The organism is Streptomyces sp. NPDC054840, assembly GCF_053611065.1.
This window is the reverse complement of record NZ_JBSGZP010000096.1, coordinates 1-15,684: the sequence shown is the minus strand read 5'-3', so window position 1 is coordinate 15,684 and position 15,684 is coordinate 1. Positions and strand designations below refer to the sequence as shown.

At 73.2% G+C, this 15,684-nt stretch carries 17 protein-coding genes; 10 read left to right on the top strand and 7 right to left on the bottom strand.

Annotated elements, in window-relative coordinates; translation table 11 throughout:
* Both ACWGIU_RS10105 and ACWGIU_RS10100 read left to right on the top strand, forming a co-directional pair.
* On the top strand, nt 1–319 hold a 319-nt coding region (locus ACWGIU_RS10105), incomplete at its 5' end, for a WYL domain-containing protein (RefSeq protein WP_453704198.1).
* 92 nt (nt 320–411) lie between these two features.
* Nucleotides 412–1,005 (top strand): DUF4291 domain-containing protein, encoded by a 594-nt coding sequence (locus ACWGIU_RS10100; protein WP_453704196.1) that lies wholly within the window; start codon nt 412–414, stop codon nt 1,003–1,005.
* Nucleotides 1,006–1,050: 45 nt separating this feature from the next.
* Here ACWGIU_RS10100 and ACWGIU_RS10095 read toward each other — a convergent pair whose 3' ends face one another.
* Complete coding sequence (locus ACWGIU_RS10095; protein WP_453704194.1) at nt 1,051–1,593, bottom strand: DoxX family membrane protein; 543 nt, start codon at nt 1,591–1,593, stop codon at nt 1,051–1,053.
* A 343-nt stretch (nt 1,594–1,936) separates the two neighbouring features.
* Here ACWGIU_RS10095 and ACWGIU_RS10090 point away from each other — a divergent pair, with 343 nt between their 5' ends.
* Nucleotides 1,937–3,580, top strand: a complete 1,644-nt coding sequence (locus tag ACWGIU_RS10090; protein WP_453704193.1) for a DNA repair helicase XPB — start codon at nt 1,937–1,939, stop codon at nt 3,578–3,580.
* Here the strand turns inward: ACWGIU_RS10090 and ACWGIU_RS10085 are convergent.
* Together ACWGIU_RS10085 and ACWGIU_RS10080 are read right to left on the bottom strand one after the other, a co-directional pair.
* Entirely contained in the window at nt 3,538–4,305 is a 768-nt protein-coding gene (locus ACWGIU_RS10085) for a glycosyltransferase 87 family protein (protein WP_453704192.1), read from the bottom strand. The two genes, ACWGIU_RS10090 and ACWGIU_RS10085, sit on opposite strands and share 43 nt — an antisense overlap.
* A 47-nt stretch (nt 4,306–4,352) precedes the next feature.
* Complete coding sequence (locus ACWGIU_RS10080) at nt 4,353–4,532, bottom strand: hypothetical protein (protein ID WP_453704190.1); 180 nt, start codon at nt 4,530–4,532, stop codon at nt 4,353–4,355.
* A gap of 277 nt (nt 4,533–4,809) precedes the next feature.
* Between ACWGIU_RS10080 and ACWGIU_RS10075 the strand changes: the two genes are divergently transcribed.
* Both ACWGIU_RS10075 and ACWGIU_RS10070 read left to right on the top strand, forming a co-directional pair.
* The gene (locus ACWGIU_RS10075) at nt 4,810–5,436 is read left to right on the top strand and encodes a hypothetical protein (protein WP_453704188.1); all 627 of its coding nucleotides are present in this window, start codon (nt 4,810–4,812) and stop codon (nt 5,434–5,436) included.
* Nucleotides 5,437–5,712: 276 nt separating this feature from the next.
* Nucleotides 5,713–7,686, top strand: coding sequence for a HelD family protein (locus ACWGIU_RS10070; RefSeq protein ID WP_453704203.1), 1,974 nt, complete (start codon nt 5,713–5,715; stop codon nt 7,684–7,686).
* A 289-nt stretch (nt 7,687–7,975) separates the two neighbouring features.
* Here ACWGIU_RS10070 and ACWGIU_RS10065 read toward each other — a convergent pair whose 3' ends face one another.
* The gene (locus ACWGIU_RS10065; protein WP_453704187.1) at nt 7,976–8,662 is read right to left on the bottom strand and encodes a copper homeostasis protein CutC; all 687 of its coding nucleotides are present in this window, start codon (nt 8,660–8,662) and stop codon (nt 7,976–7,978) included.
* A 130-nt stretch (nt 8,663–8,792) separates the two neighbouring features.
* On the opposite strand from ACWGIU_RS10065, the gene ACWGIU_RS10060 reads away from it, so the two are divergent.
* The 3 genes from ACWGIU_RS10060 to ACWGIU_RS10050 all read left to right on the top strand — a co-directional run bounded on the left by ACWGIU_RS10060 (nt 8,793) and on the right by ACWGIU_RS10050 (nt 12,168).
* Complete coding sequence (locus ACWGIU_RS10060) at nt 8,793–9,464, top strand: HD domain-containing protein (RefSeq protein ID WP_453704185.1); 672 nt, start codon at nt 8,793–8,795, stop codon at nt 9,462–9,464.
* Nucleotides 9,465–9,527: 63 nt separating this feature from the next.
* Nucleotides 9,528–10,742 carry a Cmx/CmrA family chloramphenicol efflux MFS transporter gene (locus ACWGIU_RS10055; protein ID WP_453704201.1) on the top strand — a complete coding sequence of 405 codons (1,215 nt, stop codon included), beginning with the start codon at nt 9,528–9,530 and terminating at the stop codon, nt 10,740–10,742.
* Nucleotides 10,743–10,926: 184 nt separating this feature from the next.
* Nucleotides 10,927–12,168, top strand: a complete 1,242-nt coding sequence (locus tag ACWGIU_RS10050; protein WP_453704183.1) for a serine hydrolase domain-containing protein — start codon at nt 10,927–10,929, stop codon at nt 12,166–12,168.
* A 167-nt stretch (nt 12,169–12,335) separates the two neighbouring features.
* Here the strand turns inward: ACWGIU_RS10050 and ACWGIU_RS10045 are convergent, their stop codons facing one another.
* Nucleotides 12,336–13,262, bottom strand: a complete 927-nt coding sequence (locus tag ACWGIU_RS10045; RefSeq protein ID WP_453704181.1) for a helix-turn-helix domain-containing protein — start codon at nt 13,260–13,262, stop codon at nt 12,336–12,338.
* Between the two features lie 223 nt (nt 13,263–13,485).
* On the opposite strand from ACWGIU_RS10045, the gene ACWGIU_RS10040 reads away from it, so the two are divergent.
* Entirely contained in the window at nt 13,486–13,668 is a 183-nt protein-coding gene (locus tag ACWGIU_RS10040) for a hypothetical protein (protein WP_453704179.1), read from the top strand.
* Between the two features lie 24 nt (nt 13,669–13,692).
* On the opposite strand, the gene ACWGIU_RS10035 is transcribed toward ACWGIU_RS10040, so the two are convergent.
* Nucleotides 13,693–13,962, bottom strand: coding sequence for a DUF4031 domain-containing protein (locus ACWGIU_RS10035; protein ID WP_453704177.1), 270 nt, complete (start codon nt 13,960–13,962; stop codon nt 13,693–13,695).
* Nucleotides 13,963–13,969: 7 nt separating this feature from the next.
* A complete protein-coding gene (locus tag ACWGIU_RS10030; protein ID WP_453704176.1) occupies nt 13,970–14,344 on the bottom strand; it encodes a hypothetical protein in 375 nt (124 codons plus the stop codon).
* Between the two features lie 169 nt (nt 14,345–14,513).
* On the opposite strand from ACWGIU_RS10030, the gene ACWGIU_RS10025 reads away from it, so the two are divergent.
* Nucleotides 14,514–15,416: a MurR/RpiR family transcriptional regulator gene (locus tag ACWGIU_RS10025; protein WP_453704200.1), complete on the top strand. Its 903-nt coding sequence runs from the start codon at nt 14,514–14,516 to the stop codon at nt 15,414–15,416.
* Nucleotides 15,417–15,684: the final 268 nt, after the last annotated feature.

Below are 15,684 nucleotides of genomic sequence, written 5' to 3'. Positions count from 1 at the left end.
GGCGATCCGCGCGGGCGACGTGGCGGCGACGGCGGTGCGCAAGGAGCCGGCGGCGGGCGCCGCCGCCGGGGTGCCGGGCGAGCTGCCGCGCACGAGCGCGGCGGAGACCCTGGCGACGGTGCAGGCGGCCGCGCTGACCGGGTCGGCGGTGTGGATCGGCTATGTGAACGCGGAGGGCGCGGCGAGCCAGCGGGTCATCGCGCCGGTCCGGGTGGAGGGCGGCTTCGTCACCGGGTACGACCACACGGCGGACGAGGTGCGGACGTACGCGCTGCACCGGATCACCGGTGTCGCGGAGTTGGCGGACGACCAAGTGTAGGAGCGGAGGGGGCGCGGTGGGCGCATCCGGAACCTCGTCGCCCGCACCGAAAACCGATGGTCGGCGGGATGACGAGCCGTCATCCTGGGCCCATGTCCCACGACGTACCGAACCGCCGGATCCGCGCGGCGCACACCGGCACCACCCTCACGGTCTACCAGGCCTACTCCCCCGCGCTCGGGGTGCCGGCCGCCCGCGACGGCCGCTTCCCGCCCGCGTGGAAGCGCGAGCGGATGACATGGATCAAGCCGTCGTTCCTGTGGATGATGTACCGCTGCGGCTGGGGGACCAAGGCCGGCCAGGAGACGGTGCTGGCGGTCGAGATCACCCGCGAGGGCTTCGACCGGGCTTTGCGCGAAGCCTGCCTGTCGCACTACGAGCCGGGCGTGCACGAGGACCGGACGGCTTGGCAGGAGTCCCTGCGCGCGGCACCGACCCGGGTCCAGTGGGACCCGGAGCGGGACCTGCACCTGAACCCGCTGCCGTACCGCTCGCTCCAGCTGGGCCTGTCCGGTCCGGCCTCCCGGGCGTACGCCGACGAGTGGACGGTCGCCATCCGGGATGTGACCGGGACGGTCCGGGAGATCCGCCGCCTGCTCGGGGCCGGGGACGAGGCGGGGGCGCGCGCCCTGCTGCCCGCGGAGACCCCGTACCCGGCGGAGCGGCTGTCCCACCTGGGGGCGTAGGCCGGGAGTCTGTCCGGGGGGCACAGGCCGGCGGTCCCGGTCGGTTCAGCCCCGGATGATCAGGACGGCGAATCCCGCGACGGCGCCCAGCAGCAGGGCGAGCAGGGCGTAGCGGGGCCGGCTCTCGCGCAGCACCGGAAGGTAGTGGTCGATGGCGAAGCGGCCCGGGCCGGTGAGGGTGAGGGTGACGATCGCGGCGAACAGCACCACTTCGAGTTCCACGCCCTTGGGCGGGAAGTAGGCGCTCAGGCCCCGGAGGTCGAGGACGTTGATGAAGGTGCCGGTCAGGGCCGCTCCGGCGAGCGGGGTGAGCAGACCGAGGGCGAGGCCGAGGCCGCCCAGGGTCTCGGCGAGCCCGGCGATGACCGCCATGGCGTCCCCGGCGGGGTAGCCGGCCATGGTGAAGCCCTTGCCGGTCGCGGTGAGGCCCGGGCCGCCGAACCAGCCGAAGAGCTTCATCGTGCCGTGGCCGGCCATGCTCAGGCCGACGACGAGCCGGAGCAGGAGCAGGCCGGTGTCGTGGGTGACGGTGGTGGCGGGAGCCGAGGAGGTGCTGAAGAGCGTGCGGTCCCGGCGTGTGTGCGTCATGAGGGTCCGTTCAGTGATCGCCTGACAGCGACGGCCACCGTACGACGCCCACCCCCGAGACCCCGGCGGCAACATCACCGGCCCGTCGCATCGGCCCCGCCGTCGACCCGTTCGGTCGCAGTACGAGTGCCTTCCGCCGGGACGGGTGGCGGCCGGTGGCCCGGGCCGCGAGTTCCCTGGCGGCCGCGCGCTGCCGCTGGACGGCCGGGACCGCTGCCCTCCGGCCGCCCGGCCCGGCACCCCGCCGGCGGCCCCCCGGGTGCCCCGCCGAGGCGCCGTGTTCCCAGGCCACGCCCCGTACGGCACACTGGAGGTTTGACCTGAATGAAACGGGGCGCCGCGCGTGAATGGTCCACTCATCGTCCAGAGCGACAAAACCCTCCTTCTCGAAGTCGACCACGAGCTCGCCGGAGCCGCCCGGCGTGCCATCGCCCCCTTCGCCGAGCTGGAGCGGGCCCCCGAGCACATCCACACCTACCGGATCACCCCGCTCGGCCTGTGGAACGCCCGGGCCGCCGGCCATGACGCCGAGCAGGTCGTCGACGCGCTCGTCGAGTACTCCCGCTACCCCGTCCCGCACGCGCTCCTCGTCGATGTCGCCGAGACCATGGCGCGCTACGGCCGCCTGACGCTCTCCAAGCACCCCGTGCACGGGCTGGTCCTGACCAGCACCGACCGGCCGGTGCTGGAGGAGATCCTGCGGTCCAAGAAGGTCGCCCCGCTCGTCGGCGCGCGGCTCGACGCCGACACCGTGGCGGTGCACCCCTCCGAGCGCGGGCAGATCAAGCAGACCCTGCTCAAGCTGGGCTGGCCCGCCGAGGACCTCGCCGGTTATGTGAACGGCGAGGCGCACCCGATCGACCTGGCCGAGGACGGCTGGGCCCTGCGCCCGTACCAGCAGCAGGCCGTCGAGGGCTTCTGGCACGGCGGCTCCGGCGTGGTCGTCCTGCCCTGCGGCGCCGGTAAGACGCTGGTCGGCGCCGGGGCCATGGCGATGGCCAAGGCGACGACGCTGATCCTGGTGACGAACACCGTCTCGGCCCGCCAGTGGAAGCACGAGCTGGTCAAGCGGACCTCGCTGACGGAGGACGAGATCGGCGAGTACTCCGGAACCCGCAAGGAGATCCGGCCCGTCACCATCGCCACCTACCAGGTCCTGACGACGAAGCGGAAGGGCGTCTACCCGCACCTGGAGCTCTTCGACTCCCGGGACTGGGGCCTGATCGTCTACGACGAGGTGCACCTGCTGCCCGCGCCGGTCTTCAAGTTCACCGCCGACCTGCAGGCGCGGCGCCGGCTCGGCCTGACCGCGACGCTGGTGCGCGAGGACGGGCGGGAGTCGGACGTCTTCTCCCTCATCGGGCCGAAGCGGTTCGACGCCCCGTGGAAGGAGATCGAGGCGCAGGGCTACATCGCGCCCGCCGACTGCGTGGAGGTCCGGGTCAATCTGACGGAGTCCGAGCGGCTCGCGTACGCGACCGCCGAGACGGAGGAGAAGTACCGCTTCTGCGCGACGACGGCGACGAAGCGCAAGGTCACCGAGGCGCTGGTGGCCAAGCACCGCGGTGAGCAGACCCTCGTCATCGGGCAGTACATCGACCAGCTCGACGAGCTGGGCGAGCACCTGGACGCCCCCGTCATCAAGGGCGAGACCTCCAACGCGCAGCGCGAGAAGCTCTTCAACGCCTTCCGCGAGGGCGAGATCAGCGTGCTGGTCGTCTCGAAGGTCGCGAACTTCTCCATCGACCTGCCGGAGGCCACGGTCGCCATCCAGGTGTCGGGCACCTTCGGCTCCCGCCAGGAGGAGGCCCAGCGCCTGGGCCGCGTGCTGCGGCCGAAGGCGGACGGCCACGAGGCGCGGTTCTACTCGGTCGTCGCGCGCGACACGATCGACCAGGACTTCGCGGCGCACCGCCAGCGGTTCCTCGCCGAGCAGGGGTACGCCTACCGGATCATGGACGCCGACGAGCTGCTGGCGAGCGACTGACCGCGGCACGCGCGGGCGGTCAGGACCGCGAGTAAGGGAGCGCACCAGACCCACAGCGGCGGCCAGTCCAGCACGAGGGCCCGGGCCGCGTCGGCCAGGTGCCGGGTCCAGAACTCGGCGGAGGCCTCCGGCAGGACCAGCAGCCCCAGGAGGGCGGTCGCGGCCGAGGCCGCCAGCGCGGTGAGCCCGGCGCGGACGCGGCGGGTCAGCAGGAGGTAGGCGGCGATGGCCGCCGGGGCGAGGGTGATCCCGGCGGCGACGCCCAGCGCGAAGCCCTTGCCGAGCGCGGAACGGGGCCGGCCGAGGTCCCACAGGACCAGGCAGGCGAGAGCCAGATTGATCAGCCCGGGCAGCGGTGCCTGGAACAGCGGCTGGAGCCACAGCCCGGCGATGGTGGCGGCCAGTACGGGCCCGGGCCGGGAGCGGAGTCCCGCGAGGCGGCAGGACAGGGTGATCAGCAGGGCGAGCAGACCGGCGTCGCCGAGGACGAGGACGGCCTTCAGCGCGCCGCTCGGCAGCCACGCGGCAGGCGTGAAGAGGATCGCCGCAAAGGGCGGATACGTGGCGGGCGGTCCCCACTCGGCGGCGGAGAAACCCTGGACGAGGGCGTCGGCCACCGGGATGCGCAGGGCGATGCAGAGCACGCCGAGCACCAGCAGCGAACCGGTCAGCAGCACACCGACGAAAGACGACGGCGAGCGGCTGGGAACGGGACTCCGGGTCATCCGCGTGACCCTAGTGGATCAGTGGATGTGCTGGGCGGGGCCCGAGGTCAGTGGCGTATGACGCCCGCGTCCTCGGCGTGTTCACCGAGCACGACGACACTGACGGCGGTCGCCGCGAAGATCTTGACGGCGCGCAGCATGCCGCCGAGGCCGTTGCGCGGAAGGGGGTCGGAGTCGGCGACGCCAGGACGGCCGCCCTGGAGCGAGGTGAAGGGTGCGGGGCTCATGCATCCATGGTGCGGTTTCCTGCCGTTCCGCACATCGCTCCCGGGAGCGAATCTCACGGCCCCCCGAGTCCTCCTCCCGTCGCATGCGCACCCCTGAGGGGGATACCGAGGTCTGACGCTCCCCGGTATGACACCCGTCCTGCCGGCCGTCCTGACAGCCGTCCTGCCAGCCCTCCTGGCACACCCGTCCTGCACCCGTCCGGATGCACCGGCGCCGACCGGGACGGACCCTGGGAAGGTCCGCGGTACCGGCGTCCACGCCAGGGGAGTGATCCGCATGACCCACCGTTCCCGGACGCGGCGCCTCGCGCTGCTCTCCGCATCGACAGCCCTGGTCACAGGCGGGCTGCTGCCGTCCACCGCCGCGTTCGCCGCCCCGGCACCCGCCGCCGCCACCGCCGCGCCCGCCCCCGCGCCCACACCGCCACCCGGGGAACCCTCCCAGGCCGCGGTGAAGACCACCGATCCCCCCAGCGGCATCACGGCCCAGCTTCCGGGAAAGGCCGACGTCCGCATGGGCGCCATCCCCATGGAGGGCGAGTCCGTCGACGCCCGCGTGTACGGGGTGGAGACCCCGGACGGAGCCACCGGCTTCGCCGTCTACGACATGCCCGGCGACCGGATTCCGCTGGAAGACGCCCTCAAGGCCTTCGTCGACGCGTACGGCCTGACCGGTGCCGGGACCCTGACCAGTGACAACGTCCGCAAGACGACGGTGGACGGCCGCCAAGCCCTCGACGCGAGCCTCTCCGGCGAGGACGCCGACGGGGCCGCGGTCGGCTCCATCCGCTTCATCTCCGACGACGACCATCTCGTCATGGCCCTGACCTACGGTCCCGAGGCGAAGGAGAAGGACCTGAAGGAGATGCACCAGCGGCTCCTGTCCTCCCTCCGGATCCCCTGATCCCCGCCTCCGATATTCGTTCGCGCCGCACCGCCCCGGTGGCTAGAATCTCCGCTCTTGCCGCCTCCCGCCGCCTCATCGGGGAGAGCCGCCCTCCGGCCGGAAACCGGCGGGCCATCTGTTCCGCATCCAGCAGCTGGAGGCAGTTCCGTGCCCGCGCACGCCCCCGAGACCACGCACGACGACCCGACCGCGGCCCCGGAGCCGACCGCGCCCACCGACCCGCTGGGCCGCGAACGGGCCCACCTCACCGCCTCGCGTTCCGCCCTGCGCGCCATGCGCGAGGACGTGGAGTCCCTCGACATCCGCGACGTCACCGCGAACTGGGTCAACGCGATCGTCCTCCAAGCCCAGATCGACGACCGCATCAAGGCCCTCGCCGACCTGGCCCACACCCCGCTTTTCTTCGGCCGCCTCAACTACCTGCACGCACCCGGCGCGGAGCTCGCCGAAGGCGCGGAGGGTGAGCAGTTCTACATCGGTCGCCGCCACGTCCACGACGCCGACGGCGACCCGATGGTCATCGACTGGCGCGCGCCCGTCTCCCAGCCGTTCTACCGGGCCTCCAAGACCGACCCGCAGGACATCGCGCTGCGCCGCCGCTTCGGGTACACCGGCGGCGAGCTGACGGCGTACGAGGACGAGCACCTGTCCGACCCCGGCGAGGCGGCCGCGGTCAGCAAGCTCCTCCAGCAGGAGATCGAGCGCCCTCGCGTCGGCCCCATGCGCGACATCGTCGCGACAATTCAGCCTGAACAGGATGAAATCGTCCGCTCCGGCCTCTCCGGCTCCGTCTGCGTGCAGGGCGGCCCCGGCACCGGCAAGACCGCCGTCGGCCTGCACCGGGTCGCGTACCTGCTCTACGCGCACCGCGACCGTCTCGCCCGCACGGGCACGCTCGTCATCGGGCCGAACCGTTCCTTCCTGCACTACATCGAGCAGGTCCTGCCCGCCCTGGGCGAGCTGGAGGTCAAGCAGGCCACCGTCGACGACCTGGTCGCCCGCGCGGGCCTGGAGGTACGCGGCACGGACGCCGCCGAAACCGCCGTGGTCAAGGGCGACGCCCGCATGGCGGAGGTACTGCGCCGTGCCGTCCGCTCGCACGTCACCCGCCCCACCGAGCCGCTGATGGTGGTCCGCGGCTCGCGCCGCTGGCGGGTGCCCGCGTACGAGCTGGAGGAGATGGTCGAGGAGCTGCAGAAGCGCGACATCCGCTACGGCGCCGCCCGGGAGGCCCTGCCGCAGCGCATCGCGCACGCGGTGCTCGTACGGATGGAGCAGGCGGGCGAGGCCCCCGACGACCGGGTGCAGGACGCGGTGGCGCGCAACGCGGCGGTGAAGGCGGTGGTCAAGGAGGTCTGGCCGGCCGTCGAACCGGCGAAGCTGGTCCTGCGCCTGCTGTCCGACCCCGAATTCCTCGCGCTGCACGCGGCGGACCTGCTCGCCGAGGACGAGCAGAAGCTCCTGCTGTGGCCGAAGCCGTTCCGGAGCGTGAAGTCGGCGCAGTGGTCGGCCGCGGACCTGGTCCTGATCGACGAGGCGGCGGACCTGGTGGAACGGACGCATTCGCTGGGCCACGTGGTCCTCGACGAGGCACAGGACCTGTCGCCGATGCAGTACCGGGCGGTGGGACGGCGCTGCACCACGGGCTCCGCGACGGTCCTCGGCGACCTCGCGCAGGGCACCACACCGTGGGCCACGCGCAGCTGGGACGAGGCCCTCACGCACCTGGGCAAGCCGCAGGCGGTGGTGGAGGAGCTGACGGCGGGCTTCCGCGTGCCGCGCGAGGTGATCGCCTACGCCTCCCGGCTGCTGCCGTCGATCTCGCCCGGCCTGGCTCCGGTCTCCTCGGTCCGCGAGACCCCGGGCTCGCTGCGGATCGCGGAGGTCTCCGATCCCACGGCGGCGGTGGTCGCCGCCTGCCGTGACTCTCTGACCCATGAGGGCTCGATCGGCCTGATCGCGGCGGACGCGCGGATCCCGGTGCTGGCCGACGCCCTGTCGGCTGCGGGCCTGCCGTACCTGGCGCCGGGCGAGGAGACCACCGCCGAGTCGCGGCTGACCCTCGTCCCGGCATCACTGGCGAAGGGTCTGGAGTACGACTACGTGGTCCTGGACGAGCCCACCGCGATCGTGGACGGCGAGCCGGACGAACGGACCGGCCTGCGCCGCCTGTACGTCTGCCTCACCCGAGCGGTCTCGGGCCTGACGGCCCTCCACTCGACCCCACTGCCGACCGCCCTGTCCTGACCCGCGGGCCCACTCCCTGAGGCTCCGCCCCGGCACCCCAGCCCCGCCGGCGTACTTCAGCCCCGCCGGCGTTTGAGGCGCGGGGTCCGGGGCGGAGCCCCGATACTTCAGCCCCGCCGGCGTTTGAGGCGCGGGCCGGGGCGGAGCCCCGATACTTCAGCCCCGCCGGCGTTTGAGGCGCGGGGTCCCGGGGCGGAGCCCCCGTACCTCAGCCCCGCTGGCGTTTGAGGCGCGGGGGGTCCGGAGCAGGGCCCCCGGCAGCGGCGGCCCGCCCGGCAGCCGGACCCCGTCAGGACAGGGCGGTTCGCCAGTCCGCGACGGCCGCCGCCGAGACCGGGCCACCCCACCCGGAGGGACGGGCCGCGCCGCCGATGTGGAACGCGTCGATCCCGCCCGCGCGCAGCACCGGCAGGTGCGCGAGCGTCAGCCCGCCGCCCACCAGGATCCGCGCCCCGTACCCCGGCTCACCACCCCGCGCCGCCTCCGCCAGCAGCACCGGCAGCCCGGCCTCCACCCCCGCCGCCGATCCCGCTGTGAGGTACGTGTCGAGCCCCGGCGCATCGGCCAGCGCCTTGCGCAGCTGGTCCCCGTCCGCCGCGCGGTCGATCGCCCGGTGGAAGGTCCAGCGGCAGCCGTCCAGCTCCGCGACGACCGCCTCGACCGCGGCCAGGTCGGGTGCGCCGTCGGCGTCCAGGAAGCCGAGGACGAACTCCCGCGCGCCCTCCGCCCGCAGTTCCCGTGCCACCCGGACCAGCTCGGACACGTCGCCGGCCGCGAACCCGTCCGCCCTGCGGAGCATCACGCGCAGCGGGATGTCGACCGCCGCCCTGATCGCCGCGAAGGTCTCGCGCGGCGGGGTGAGCCCGTCGGCGGCCATGTCGGTGACCAGTTCGAGTCGGTCCGCCCCACCGGCCTGGGCCGCGACCGCGTCCTCCACGTCGAGGGCGATCACCTCCAGGAGCGCACGGTTGCTCATTCGATCCCATCCTTCTTCGAAAGCTCGGGAAAACTCGGGAAACGCAGGGAAATAGGTCTAGTCCAATATTCAGAATACGGGCCTCCACCCGCCCTTCACCAGCACAATCACGCCACCCCACAATGTGCCCATGGACACAGGCACCCAGAGCAGCGACACCCACCCGGACACCGCCGACCTGCGGGCCCGCTGGCAGGCGACCGTCACCGCCGCCGGCGCCCCCGCCGACCGCGATCCCGCGCCCTACGCCGACCGCCTCCTGGCCGCCTGGGCGGAGCCGCAGCGCCGGTACCACACCACCGCGCACCTGGCCGACGTACTCGCGCGGATCGACATACTGGCCCCGCACGCCGCCGATCCGGCCGCCGTTCGGCTCGCCGCCTGGTTCCACGACGCCGTCTACCGCCCCGACCGGTCCGAGAACGAGGAGCGCAGCGCCGCCCTCGCCGAGCGCGCCCTCCCCGAGCTCGGCATCGACCCCGCGCGCACCGCCGAGGTGGCCCGCCTCGTCCGGCTCACGGTCACCCACGACCCCGACCCCGGAGACACCGACGGCGAGGCGCTCTGCGACGCGGACCTGGCCGTCCTGGCCGGTGCTCCCGGCGCCTACGCCGCCTACGTCGCCGCCGTCCGCGCCGAATACGGCTTCGTCCCGGACGACGCCTTCCGCACCGGCCGCGCCGCCGTACTGCGCCAGCTGCTCGACCTGCCCCGGCTCTTCCGCACGCCCTACGGGGCCACGCACTGGGAGGCCCCGGCCCGCGCCAATCTCGCCGCCGAGCTCGCCACTCTCGTCCCGTAGGGAATTCGATCGCGTTCGCGCCGGTTGGTGACAGTCATGCCCGCAGCAGCCGCACGCCCCCGCATGCCCGTCGCCGTCTACGTCCTCGGACTGTCCGTGTTCGCGCTCGGGACCAGCGAATTCATGCTCTCCGGGCTGCTGCCACCCATCGCGGAGGACATGGGCGTCACCATCCCGCAGGCGGGCCTGCTCATATCCGCGTTCGCGATCGGCATGGTCGTGGGCGCGCCGCTGCTGGCCGTGGCGACCCTGCGGCTCCCGCGCCGCACCACCCTCGTCTCCCTCATCAGCCTCTTCGGCCTCGGGCAGGTCGCGGGCGCGCTGGCCCCCTCGTACGAGCTCCTCTTCGCCTCCCGCGTGGTCTCCGCGTTCGCCTGCGCCGGCTTCTGGGCCGTGGGCGCGGCGGTGGCCATCGCCATGGTCGACAAGGACCAGCGGGCCCGTGCGATGGCCGTCATGATCGGCGGCCTGTCCATCGCCAACGTCCTGGGCGTCCCCGCCGGCGCCTTCCTCGGCGAGCACCTGGGCTGGCGCTCCGCCTTCTGGTCGGTCGCCGCCGCCTCCGCGATCGCCCTCGCCGGCATCCTGGCGCTGATCCCGCCGATCCCGCTGCCCGCCGAGAAGCCCTCGCTCGGGCGCGAGCTGCGCATCTACCGCGACCGCCAGGTGTGGCTCTCCATCGGCATCACCGCGCTGGCCGCGGGCGGCGTCTTCTGCGCCTTCAGCTACCTGTCACCGCTGCTCACGGATGTGGCCGGGCTCGACTCGCAGTGGGTCCCGTGGATCCTCGGCCTCTTCGGCATCGGCGCGCTGGCCGGCACCACCGTCGGCGGCCGGGTCGCCGACGCGCACCTGTTCGGCGTGATGATCTGGGGCATCACCGCCTCCACCGTCTTCCTCACCGCCCTCGCCCTGCTGGCCTCCACCGCCGCCGCGACGATCGCCCTCGCCTTCCTGCTCGGCTTCTCGGCCTTCTTCACCGCCCCGGCGCTCAACGCCCGCATGTTCAACGTGGCCGGCGCCGCCCCGACCCTGGCCGGCGCCACGACCACGGCCGCCTTCAACCTCGGCAACACCGGCGGCCCCTGGCTGGGCGGCACCGTCATCGACGCCGGCCTGGGCTTCGCGGCCACCGCCTGGGCGGGCGCCGCCATGACCGTCACCGCGATCGCCCTCACCGCGCTCGCCCTGCGCCTGGACCGCCGTACGCGCCCGCACGCGACCCGGGTCGTCGCCTCTTCCGCGGCTGCGCCCACCACGGCACCTGTCAGCGCCTGAGGGCCGGCCCGGGTGGGGATGGGCTCTGTCCCGGGTGACACCGGAGCCTGTGTTCGCACGCGCACACGCCGCGAGGGGGTCGTCCGCGCCCCCGGTCGCCGCCGCCGAGCCGGGTTCCTACGATGGGAAAGTCCGCTCGGGGAGCTGGGGACCGCTCGGGGACGTGCGTCAGAGGAGATCCTCCATGAGCCGGTACCGGACGCCCACCGTCCTGGCAGCCGCTTCGCTGCTGCTGACCGCGCTGTGCGCGGGCCAGGCCCCCGCGGCCGCCCCGCCGGGCCGGGTCGGCATCGATCCCGTGACCGCCGAGAAACTCGACGACGCGATCACCGCGGCCATGCGCAGGGCCGACATCCCCGGCGTGGGCGTCGGACTGTGGATCGACGGCGAGGACTCCTACGTGCGCGCCTTCGGCACCTCCGACAAGGCCACCGGCGTCCCCATCAAGACCGACATGCACACCCGCATCGGCAGCGTGACCAAGACCTTCGCCGTCACCGCCGTCCTCCAGCTCGTGGACGACGGGAAGGTGCGGCTCGACGAGCCGATCTCGACGTACCTCGACGGCGTGCCCGGCGGCGACAAGATCACCGTCCGGCAGCTCGCCGACATGCGCAGCGGCCTCTACAACTACACCGAGGACCCGCGCTGGCAGGCCACCTTCAAGGCCGATCCGCACCGGTCCTGGACCCCGCAGGAGCTGCTGGACATCGCCTTCAAGCACCCTGCGGACTTCCCGCCCGGCGCGCGCTGGGAGTACTCCAACACCAACACCATCCTGCTCGGCCTGCTCGTCGAGAAGGCCGGTGGGCAGCCCCTGCACACCTACCTGGAGCAGAACGTCTTCGAACCGGCCGGCCTGGACGCGACCTCGCTGCCGACCGGCGCGGAGATCGCCTCCCCGTACGTGCACGGCTACACGAACGTCACCCCGGACGGCGCGACCGTCGACGCCTCCACCTGGAACCCGTCCTGGGGCTGGGCGGCCGGCGCGATGATCTCTACTATGGACGACCTGCACGCCTGGGTCCCGACCCTGGTCACCGGGAAGCTCCCCGACGGCGGCCGGCTGTTGGAGCCGGGCACCCAGGCCCAGCGGATGCGCATGCTGCCCACCGGGCACGCCGACGTGGGCTACGGGCTCGGTATCGCCGAGCTCGACGGCTGGATCGGGCACAACGGCGAGCTGCCCGGGTACGAGACCATCGCCGTCCGGCTGCCGCAGGCCCGCGCCACCCTGGTGATCGTGGTGAACTCCGACACCGACGGGAAGTTCGGCAGCCTCAGCTCCCTCATCGCCAACACCGTCACCAAGATCGCGACCCCGGAACACGTCTGGGAACTCCCGTCGGTGGCCCAGCCCAACACCGTCCCGGAACCGTCCGCCCCGTCGACCCCCGCCCCGACCTCGAAGCCGGGCTCGTAGGAAGCGACCAGACGGCCCGCCGGGCCCGCGGCCCGGGTCATGCGCTGTCGAGGACGAGAGGTCCACGGCCACCAGGGGTTTCCAGAGCTCGTTGGCCGGGCAGTCGCCCAGCCCCTGGGCGGTGCATTCGATCATCGGGTCGGCGACGTTCTCGGCGGTGCATCGCTTCATGGGGCGAGCTGACCGTGAGGTTCCTCGGTGGCTGGGGGTGCGTCGTGCCCGGGACCGCAGCCGCCGCAGGTGCCCGGTTCCGGGCCGCGGAAGGCGCGGTCGCACATCTCGCAGTTGTGGAGCGGGTGCCTGACGAGGTCCGAGGACGCTTCTCGGACACTGAACGGCGGCATCGGCGGGAGCTGGGCGGCGAGGCGGTGGGCCAGGAGGGCGGCCGGGCGGTGCAGCGGCTCCGACGGCAGGTCGGCGATCAGGGCGTGGTGCACGGCGCTCGGGGGCAGATCACGCTCCAGCCAGGCCACGACTCCGGGGGCGAGGTGCTCGACCTCCGTGACGGAGAGCAGGAGGCGGGGATCCCCCCGGCGAAGGCCGGCGAGGACCTCGATGGCGGACCGGAGCAGGTCAGGAGCGGGGTACGCGGGCTGCGGTACGGCGGGCAGGGCGCGGCGCGGCGGCTCGCCCTCCCGGCGGCCGGGGCGCTGGGGCTTCGGTTTCGGCCTCGGCCTCGGCCCGTCCATGGCGCCGGACCGGCCCGGCTGGTTGCAGGAGACCGTGCGGGTGACGACCTGGCCAGTGCTGGTGCGCTCGCAGGTGCGGCGCAGATAGCCGTGGGCCTCCAGTTCCCGCAGGGCGGTGGCGATCCGGGTCTTCCCCTCGGGGAAGCGGGCGGCGAGGGTTTTGATGTCGACGAACGCGCCGGTGGGAAGGGACTGGATGTGGACGGCCAGGCCGATGGCCAGCAGCGACAGCTCGGCGTGCTGGGCGAGGTGGTTGCCGATCACCGTGAAGCGGGCGGTGTGGCGGGCGTTGTCGTGGATGACACCGCCCGAGCGTGTGCTCGCACGGGTGCGCCGGGAAGGGTGGTTTTCCCCGTCGTTACGGGACTGGGCGTGCGGGCGCACGCTAATGTTCTGGATATCCATCGGGAAGGCCGACTTCCTCGGTGGTCAGGCCCCCGCACTGGGATTCGCAGTCCCGGCGGGGGCCGACGCATGTCAACGGTGATGTGATCTGTCGCGCTGAGCGTAGATCAGGCAACCCATCCCGAAGCCAGCCAAGTTGGGGTTTTTCACTCAAGCGAGTGAGCGTGCACGGTGGGCGGGAGGGGTGGGGTTTGGTGCGGTCCTTTCCCCTCGTGTCTTGGGTATGGGGATCGCCCCTGCCACCGGAGCCCCACCGGGCGGGCTCCGGTGCGTGATGGGTTTCCGCAGGTCAGAGGCGCGGCAGGTCGAGTTCACCCCGTACGGTCTTCCGGGGGACGGGACCGAGTCCGACCAGCCGGCGGTCGGCGAGCGCCTTGACGAGGAGCAGGCCGGCATCCGGCCGTGAGTGGCGGCGGTCGCGGTGAAGCTGCTACGACGCCGGCCGGCCCTTCGGGCGGCGCAGGCCCGCCGCGGTGAGGCGGCGGACGAGTTCTTTGCTGCCGATCTCCACGGCACCGGCGCCGACCGCGTCCGCGTACCGGTACGAGGGCACGTCGTAGTGGTCCCGCTCGAAGGCCCGCGGCGGACAGCCGATGCCCGCCGCGAAGGCGTGCAGTTCCTCGTACGAGACGTCGCTGACCAGGTGCGACCACATGCGGCCGTGGCCCGGCCAGGTCGGCGGGTCGATGTAGACGGTCACCGGCGGCTCACCGGAGGCCGAGGACCGGGCCCAGGCCGCCGATCGCGGCCACCTTCACGCCCGCCTCCGAGCACACCCAGTGGGGGTCGGGTCCCAGCTCCGGTTCCACGTCCAGCGCGTGCGGCTCGCCCTGGCCGCAAACCGGGCACAGCGGCCATCGTCCGTACTTCTCCAGCAGCGCGTCCTTCACGTCCTGAGCGACGAGTCCGGCAAGGTAGTCGACACCCTCCGGCCACTGCTCCACCCACCACCGGCGGTGCGTGACCGAGTCCTCGACGAGGGAGACGACATCTGCTTCGGCGACCTCACCGGCGGCGAGATCGGCGAGAACGAGGGCACGGGCGACGTGCAGCGCCTGTTCCAGGGGGGTCGCGTGGTCCATGCGCCCATTGTGGACCCGCCAGGGCCCGGTGATGAAGGCCCTCTTTCCGAGGGCCCAATGGCGTATTGACCGAGCCTCGCCATGAAAATAAATTTCAGGAGTGAGCCAGAACGCGAAGGAAACCGCCAGCCACTCGCCCGTCCCCGGGGAAAGCCCCGCCTCCAGCCCCGTGTCCGATCCCGCCCCGGGCCCCGCCCCGGCTCCCCCACCCCACGCCCTCCGGGCCCGGATCCGCAGCCTCGGCCCGTCCATGACCCGTTCCGTACAGGCCGTCGCCGACGCCGTCGCCGCCGATCCGGCCGCCTGCGCCCGGCTCACCGTCTCCGCCCTCGCCGAGCACACGGGCACCAGCGAGGCCACCGTCGTGCGCACCGCACGCCTCCTCGGCTACCCCGGCTACCGCGACCTGCGCCTCGCGCTCGCCGCCCTCGCCGCCCAGCAGGAATCCGGCGCCGCCCCCGCCGTCGCCGTCGACATAGCCGTCGACGACCCGCTCGCGGACGTCGTCGCCAAGCTGGCCAACGAGGAGGCGCAGACCCTCACCGACACCGCCGCCGCCCTCGACCTCACCCAGCTCGCCGCCGCCGTCGCCGCGCTCGCCACCGCCCGCCGCATCGACATCTACGGCATCGGCGCCTCCGCCCTCGTCGGCCAGGACCTCGCCCAGAAGCTGCTGCGCATCGGCCTCATCGCCCACGCCCACAGCGATCCCCACCTGGCCGTCACCAACGCCGTCCAGCTCCGCCCCGGCGACGTCGCCATCGCGATCACCCACTCCGGCACCACCGGCGACGTGATCGAACCGCTGCGCACCGCATTCGAACGCGGCGCCACCACCCTCGCCCTCACCGGCCGCCCGAACAGCCCCGTCACCCGCCACGCCGACCTCGTACTGGCCACCTCCGCCGCCCGCGAGACCCAGCTGCGCCCGGCCGCCATGTCCAGCCGCACCAGCCAGCTGCTCGTCGTCGACTGCCTCTTCGTCGGCGTCGCCCAACACACCTACGAAACCGCCGCGCCCGCCCTCGCCGCCTCGTACGAGGCCCTCACCCACCGCCACACCGCCCGCTGACACACCGAACCCCGCCACATCAGCCGCGCCACACCGAGCCCCGCCACAACCAGCCCCGCCGACGACCGAGACGCGAGGTCCGAGGGCGCAGCCCCGCCACCACCAGCCCCGCCGACGACCGAGACGTGAGGTCCGAGGGCGCAGCCCCGCCACAACCAGCCCCGCCGACGACCGAGACGCGAGGTCCGAGGGCGCAGCCCCGCCACAACCAGCCCCGCCGACGATCGAAACGCGGGGCCAGGGGGCGGAGCCCCGCCACAACCAGCCC

What these genes read in the sequence shown, in the direction of transcription:
- ACWGIU_RS10100 (WP_453704196.1), top strand. Translation starts at nt 412, where the DNA reads ATGTCCCACGACGTACCGAACCGCCGGATCCGCGCGGCGCACACCGGC.
- ACWGIU_RS10095 (WP_453704194.1), bottom strand. Translation starts at nt 1,593, where the DNA reads ATGACGCACACACGCCGGGACCGCACGCTCTTCAGCACCTCCTCGGCT.
- ACWGIU_RS10085 (WP_453704192.1), bottom strand. Translation starts at nt 4,305, where the DNA reads ATGACCCGGAGTCCCGTTCCCAGCCGCTCGCCGTCGTCTTTCGTCGGT.
- ACWGIU_RS10080 (WP_453704190.1), bottom strand. Translation starts at nt 4,532, where the DNA reads ATGAGCCCCGCACCCTTCACCTCGCTCCAGGGCGGCCGTCCTGGCGTC.
- ACWGIU_RS10075 (WP_453704188.1), top strand. Translation starts at nt 4,810, where the DNA reads ATGACCCACCGTTCCCGGACGCGGCGCCTCGCGCTGCTCTCCGCATCG.
- ACWGIU_RS10070 (WP_453704203.1), top strand. Translation starts at nt 5,713, where the DNA reads ATGCGCGAGGACGTGGAGTCCCTCGACATCCGCGACGTCACCGCGAAC.
- ACWGIU_RS10065 (WP_453704187.1), bottom strand. Translation starts at nt 8,662, where the DNA reads ATGAGCAACCGTGCGCTCCTGGAGGTGATCGCCCTCGACGTGGAGGAC.
- ACWGIU_RS10060 (WP_453704185.1), top strand. Translation starts at nt 8,793, where the DNA reads ATGGACACAGGCACCCAGAGCAGCGACACCCACCCGGACACCGCCGAC.
- ACWGIU_RS10055 (WP_453704201.1), top strand. Translation starts at nt 9,528, where the DNA reads ATGCCCGTCGCCGTCTACGTCCTCGGACTGTCCGTGTTCGCGCTCGGG.
- ACWGIU_RS10050 (WP_453704183.1), top strand. Translation starts at nt 10,927, where the DNA reads ATGAGCCGGTACCGGACGCCCACCGTCCTGGCAGCCGCTTCGCTGCTG.
- ACWGIU_RS10045 (WP_453704181.1), bottom strand. Translation starts at nt 13,262, where the DNA reads ATGGATATCCAGAACATTAGCGTGCGCCCGCACGCCCAGTCCCGTAAC.
- ACWGIU_RS10040 (WP_453704179.1), top strand. Translation starts at nt 13,486, where the DNA reads ATGGGGATCGCCCCTGCCACCGGAGCCCCACCGGGCGGGCTCCGGTGC.
- ACWGIU_RS10030 (WP_453704176.1), bottom strand. Translation starts at nt 14,344, where the DNA reads ATGGACCACGCGACCCCCCTGGAACAGGCGCTGCACGTCGCCCGTGCC.